The organism is Bacteroides xylanisolvens XB1A, from assembly GCF_000210075.1.
GTDB classification, from domain to species: domain Bacteria; phylum Bacteroidota; class Bacteroidia; order Bacteroidales; family Bacteroidaceae; genus Bacteroides; species Bacteroides xylanisolvens.
In genome coordinates this window covers 1036045-1042177 of the sequence record NC_021017.1, presented here as the reverse complement: position 1 = coordinate 1042177, position 6133 = coordinate 1036045, and the positions used below count along the sequence as shown (strand labels likewise).

Below are 6133 nucleotides of genomic sequence, written 5' to 3'. Positions count from 1 at the left end.
GGATCAAGGCGTGTCCGTGTTTTGAGGTGAAAGCGGAGTTTGGTTTTTTAGGAAGTAGTGTGCAGGTCATAGGAAGTAATGAATCATTTAAAGAGTTCGGAAAGGAGGTGTGTAGAGTTATGGCAAGTAAGAAATCCCTTTGGGATATGATTTTGAAAGTAGTCATCGCGGTGGCGTCAGCAGTAGCAGGCGTATTTGGAGCTAATGCGATGAGTCTGTAAGAAACAGAGGATTAGTTTATTTGAGAGAGGGTGCATAGGTTTTCTATTTCACCCTCTCTATTTTTTTACTCATAAAATAAATCGTATATTTATTTCTTATAAACCAACTTACTCGGAACTCCCTCCCCGAATAAATTATCACCCAGCGTCGTAATCTTATTTCCGGTAGCCAACACATAGCGGAGATTATCGCATCCCATAAAAGCACCGAACTCGATAGCCGTCACACTGGCCGGCAGCTCCAACGTACCGCAAAGGCGACCGCAGTTGCTAAATACACGCTGTCCGATAGATTTCAGATTATGAGGTAATTTCATATTCAGTAGATACTTCTTCTGTGCGAAAGTGAAGTCGGGGATAGCCGTTGCGTTCGTTCTGGAAATATCGACAGAGACGAGATTCGGCATATAATCGCGGATCAGTTTGAAGTCGGCGTTATCCAGCTTGCCCTCAACGGTCAGGAAGTTGATGTCTCTGGGTTGCAGTCCCGCTTTCAGGATCTCTTCTTCCAGTTTGCCCATGGCGCCCACTTGCAGGGTAGTCTCTACCGGTTCCCCCTCGATAAAGGCAAAGTTCTGCCATCTGTCCTTGTAGCGGTAAGAGTCGCTGCTGCCCAGGGGGACGAAGATAGCGGTAACGCTGTCTGCCAACGCTTCCGGCAACAGGTTGGGAGCTGTCTTCTTGCGGATCTGGCAGATTTTCAGGTTCTCGCAACCTTTGAAGGCGGCATCTTCGATATTCTTTGTTTTCTCCGAAAGAATCACTTTCTCCAGCGTGGCTTTGCCTTTGGTCACTCCGTCCACCACATTCGAGAAAGCGTATGCAGGAATGAAGTTCGGCATATAAATATAGAATTTCCCGTTGGGATAAGTGCCCGCTTTTCCGCTGTACATCTTGATTTCAGCGTTCGAAATATCCAATACTTTCAGATTATCAAATTCGTCACGGAGATGGCGGAAGTCCTCCGCGTTCAGTTTGCCGGTCAGTGTGAGATGGGTGACACTGTTGGCTTCCTCTTCAGTCATCATGGAAATCAGCGTGCCGGGCTTACTCACATAATACGTTTTACTCACTTGGGCGGCTGCTCCTAACGCATTAGCGGCCAATAAGAAACTTATCAATAGTAGTTTTATTTTCATAATTTTGTAGATTTGTTCTGACAAATATAGGAAAAATAGAGAATACATGATGTTTTTTTATGTTTTATATCTAATTTTGTAGCCGGATTAACAAATTGTAAAAATGGAGGCAGACAACATTGCTGGGGGCAAAGAACCCAAAAGACTTCCTGTGTGGGCTTGTATCCCGCTGTTTATTGTGATACTTTTCATCCTTCTTGGATTGTATGGTACGCTGGCCCGCGGATGTTTGTCGTTGGTGTTGGGTGTGGAAGCCCGCCATCCGGGAGTGATGGGATACATTATCCTCGAAGCCAGTATGCTGCTCGCCGTTCTGACCGCCGCCATTCCTATGCTCCGCTTCGAACGCCGTCCGTTTTCTGATTTGGGGCTCTCCTTAAAAGGACACGTCAAGGGACTGTGGTATGGCTTCCTGATGGCAATCCTGCTCTATCTGTTCGGCTTCGGAATCTCGTTCGTCTTGGGAGAGATAGAAGTCACCGGTTTCCAGTTCAAGCCGTTGGAGCTGCTGGGCTCGTGGGTGTTTTTCCTGCTGGTCGCCTTGTTCGAAGAGATACTGATGCGCGGCTATATCCTCGGACGCCTATTGCATACCACCATGAATAAATTCCTGGCGCTTTTCATCTCGGCAGCGTTATTCGCCTTTATGCACATCTTCAATCCCGAAATAGCTTTCCTGCCTATGCTCAACCTGTTGCTGGCAGGTATGCTGCTGGGAGCTTCCTATCTATATACGCGGAACCTGTGTTTCCCTATCTCGCTTCATCTTTTCTGGAATTGGATTCAAGGCCCCATCCTCGGTTATCAGGTAAGCGGAAACAACTTCACCACCAGTATGCTGACTTTGCGTATGCCCGAAGAAAACGTACTGAATGGCGGAGCCTTCGGTTTTGAAGGCTCGCTCATTTGCACAGTACTTATGATTGTATTTACGATTCTGATCGTGTGGTGGGGAGAGAAAAGAGAAGCAATCAGTCTTGCGGTACCCCGATCATGCTAAGTTGAATCCGTTTCCGGTCATAATCTACATTCATCACCCTCACCATGACGTGCTGATGGATGGACACCACTTCTGTCGGGTCGGAAATGAACCGTTCCGCTAATTGAGAAAGGTGCACAAGGCCGTTCTCCTTAATTCCTATATCGACAAACGCCCCGAAATTGGTGATATTGCCTACAATGCCCGGAAGAATCATCCCTTCGCGCAAATCGGCTATGGTGCGTACATTCTTGTCGAACTCGAAGACTTTGATAGCCTTGCGCGGGTCACGTCCCGGCTTGTCGAGCTCCTGCAGAATGTCCTGTAAGGTAGGCAGGCCGACGGTAGGAGTGATGTAGTCGGAAATATTGATCTTCCGGCGAAGTTCCTTGTCGGCTATCAACTCGTCGATGGTGCATTTCAGGTCTTTGGCCATTTGTTCTACGATGTGGTAACTTTCCGGATGCACGGCGGTATGATCCAACGGATTTTTAGCTCCGGGGATGCGAAGAAATCCTGCGCATTGCTCAAAGGCTTTGGCGCCCATGCGCGGCACTTTCATCAGTTCTTTCCGCGAACTGAAAGCTCCGTTCTCTGCCCGGTAATTGACAATGTTCTGTGCCAGTTGGGGGCCCAAGCCGGAAATATAGGTAAGCAGATGACTGCTTGCCGTATTGAGATTTACCCCGACCAGGTTCACGCAATTCTCTACCGTCTGATCGAGTGCTTTCTTCAGCTTCGTCTGGTCTACATCGTGTTGGTATTGACCCACGCCGATAGACTTTGGATCTATCTTCACCAACTCTGCCAACGGATCCATCAGGCGGCGTCCGATGGAGACTGCCCCACGCACCGTTACGTCGTAATCCGGAAACTCGTCACGAGCAATTTTGGAAGCCGAATAAATGGAAGCCCCCTGCTCGCTGACTACAAACACGGGTATCTGACGGTCGAAACTCTGACTGTTGATGAAATCTTCCGTCTCCCGGCTTGCCGTTCCGTTGCCGATGGAGATGGCTTCTATCTGGTAGGCCTCAATCATCTTGCGAAGTTTCGAAGCAGCCTCGCCGGTCTTGTTGATCGGAGGATGCGGATAGATATTCTCATTATGCAACAGATTGCCTTGTGCGTCGAGACAAACCACCTTACATCCGGTACGGAATCCGGGGTCGATGGCGAGCACCCGTTTTTGTCCCAATGGCGGAGCGAGAAGAAGTTGGCGGAGGTTTTCGGTGAATACGCGAATTGCTTCATCGTCGGCTTTCTCTTTGGATTGGGCGGCAAATTCTGTCTCAATGGAAGGCTTGAGCAACCGTTTGTAAGCATCCGTCGTGGCTTCGCCCACTTGCCGGCTACATTCGTTGTTGCCACGTACGAATTGGCGTTCCAAACGTTCGATGCAGGCCTCGTCGTCGGGATTGATAGACACTTTCAGCAACCCTTCCGACTCTGCCCGGCGGATGGCGAGCAGACGGTGGGACGTGCAACGTTTCAGTGGCTCGGAGAAATCGAAATAATCGCGGTATTTCGCTGCTTCTTCCTCTTTTCCTTTGACTAGTTTGGCCGTAATCTCTGCCTGTCGCCCAAACTGGTTACGTACCGCGTTGCGGGCACGCTCGTCTTCGTTCACCTGCTCCGCGATAATGTCACGCGCACCTTTCAGCGCGTCTTCCACATCTTTCACTTCACCTTTTACAAAGGAAGCAGCTTTGGCGCTAAGGTTGTTTTCCCGTTGCAACAGCAGGATGGTGGCAAGCGGCTCCAGCCCTTTCTGGCGGGCCACTTCGGCACGTGTCTTCCGTTTGGGTTTGTAAGGGAGGTATATATCTTCCAGTTCCGTCGGGTTCCAGGTGTCGTTGATGCGTTTCTCCAGTTCCGCAGTCAGTTTGCCCTGTTCGGTGATGGTGCCGAGAATCGTTTCTTTCCGTTTGGCTATGTCGCACAACTTATCGTGTTGCTCTTTGATCTGCTCTATTTGCACCTCATCCAGCCCGCCAGTGGCTTCTTTGCGGTATCGGCTGATGAAAGGAATCGTAGCACCTTCGCCCAAAAGATGGAGCGTGCTGCTTATTTGTCTTTCCGGTATGCCCAGAAATCCGGAAATCATCTTGTGAAATAATTCCATAATTTGTATTTTTTGACAGTAAATGAGCGACAAAAATACATATAAATCTGTTAAACCCGACAAGTTTTACTATATTTGCAACTCAATTAATGAATTAACACATCAAAACTGCATTATTATGCTGGGACGTCTTGGATATTTTTTTATCTGTTTTCTTTGGCTCCTGCAGTCATCGAAGGTCTTGGCTGTCTCTAACGATAAGAAACCTATTCTGATTATCTGTTCTTATAATCCGGCAGCGCACCAAACATCGGTCACTATTTCCGATTATATGGATGAATATAGTAAGTTGGGAGGACAGCGCGACATCATCATCGAGAATATGAACTGTAAAAGCTTCTCGGAAGCTCCGCTATGGAGCAAAATGATGACACAGATTCTTGCTAAATACCAAGGGGAAAAGCATCCGGCGCAGATTATCTTGTTAGGTCAGGAAGCATGGGCCGCTTATTTGTCGCAGCGGGATGAAATGCAGGTGAAAGTGCCCGTGATGTGCAGTCTGGCGAGTAGCAACGTGGTGATATTGCCGGAAGATACCGTGGGAAGCCTGGATAGCTGGATGCCCGAATCAGTCGATCTCTTCGATGACCATCTGAATATCCCCGAACTCAAATCGGGATTTATCAACCAATATGATATAGAAGGTAACCTCCGGATGATTCAAGCCTTCTATCCGAAAACGAAACACATTGCCTTTATTTCGGACAACACGTATGGCGGAGTGACCATGCAAGCATTGGTGCGAAAAGAAATGAAGAAATTCCCCGATCTGGATTTGATTCTGATGGATGGACGGAAACATTCTATTTATACCATCGTTGAGGAGTTGAGGCAACTGCCCGAAAACACGGTGATCCTGGTGGGAACATGGCGGGTGGATATGAACGAGGGGTATTTCATGAGAAATGCCACGTATGCCATGATGGAAGTTACCCCTACCATTCCGACTTTTACCCCTTCATCGGTGAGTCTCGGTCATTGGGCGATAGGAGGGGTGTTGCCCGACTACCGGAAAGTGGGTGGAGAGATGGCTATGGAGTCTGTACGGATGGATACGCACCCGCAGGATACGGCGAAACATCTTTCGGTAATCGGCTGCAAAGCGGTATTGGATAGCCGGAAGGTGAAGGAATGGGGGCTGGACCCGGCGGTATTGCCTTTTAAAGTGCAGCTTGTCAACCAGCCGGTTTCGTTCTATCAGCAATATACTTATCAGATATGGTCTGCCTGTGCTTTGTTTGTGATTCTGGTGCTCGGCTTGTGCATCTCTCTCTTCTATTATTTCCGTACGAAACGCCTGAAGGATGAGCTGCTGAAATCGGAGAAGGACTTGCGCGTAGCAAAAGACAGGGCGGAAGAGTCCAATCGTCTGAAGAGTGCTTTCCTTGCCAATATGAGCCATGAGATACGGACACCGTTGAATTCGATTGTAGGATTCTCGGATGTATTGGCCGTTGGCGGTAGCACGGAGGAGGAACAGCAGTCTTATTATCAGATTATCAAAACCAATTCGGATTTGTTGCTTCGGCTGATTAACGATATTCTCGACCTTTCGCGTTTGGAGGCCAACCGGGTGACGCTGACTTGGGAGGAATGTGACGTGGTGCAGTTGTGCAGCCAGGTGGTGGCGTCTGTTAGTTTTTCGCGGCAGTCGTCGGAAAACCAGTTC

At 48.6% G+C, this 6133-nt stretch carries 5 protein-coding genes; 3 read left to right on the top strand and 2 right to left on the bottom strand.

The features are described from left to right. Nucleotides 1-119: 119 nt before the first annotated feature. Nucleotides 120-221, top strand: a complete 102-nt coding sequence (locus BXY_RS04430; protein WP_151433306.1) for a smalltalk protein — start codon at nucleotides 120-122, stop codon at nucleotides 219-221. 89 nt (nucleotides 222-310) lie between these two features. Here the strand turns inward: BXY_RS04430 and BXY_RS04425 are convergent, their stop codons facing one another. Further along, a complete protein-coding gene (locus BXY_RS04425; RefSeq protein ID WP_008770942.1) occupies nucleotides 311-1360 on the bottom strand; it encodes a leucine-rich repeat domain-containing protein in 1050 nt (349 codons plus the stop codon). A gap of 103 nt (nucleotides 1361-1463) precedes the next feature. Here BXY_RS04425 and BXY_RS04420 point away from each other — a divergent pair, with 103 nt between their 5' ends. Next, nucleotides 1464-2360, top strand: a complete 897-nt coding sequence (locus BXY_RS04420; protein WP_015531281.1) for a CPBP family intramembrane glutamic endopeptidase — start codon at nucleotides 1464-1466, stop codon at nucleotides 2358-2360. Here BXY_RS04420 and BXY_RS04415 read toward each other — a convergent pair. Continuing rightward, a complete protein-coding gene (locus BXY_RS04415) occupies nucleotides 2332-4464 on the bottom strand; it encodes a Tex family protein (RefSeq protein ID WP_008644202.1) in 2133 nt (710 codons plus the stop codon). The genes BXY_RS04420 and BXY_RS04415 overlap by 29 nt on opposite strands. Nucleotides 4465-4582: 118 nt before the next feature. On the opposite strand from BXY_RS04415, the gene BXY_RS04410 reads away from it, so the two are divergent. Continuing rightward, nucleotides 4583-6133, top strand: a 1551-nt coding sequence (locus tag BXY_RS04410; RefSeq protein ID WP_208946762.1) for a sensor histidine kinase, incomplete at its 3' end; no start/stop codon positions are given.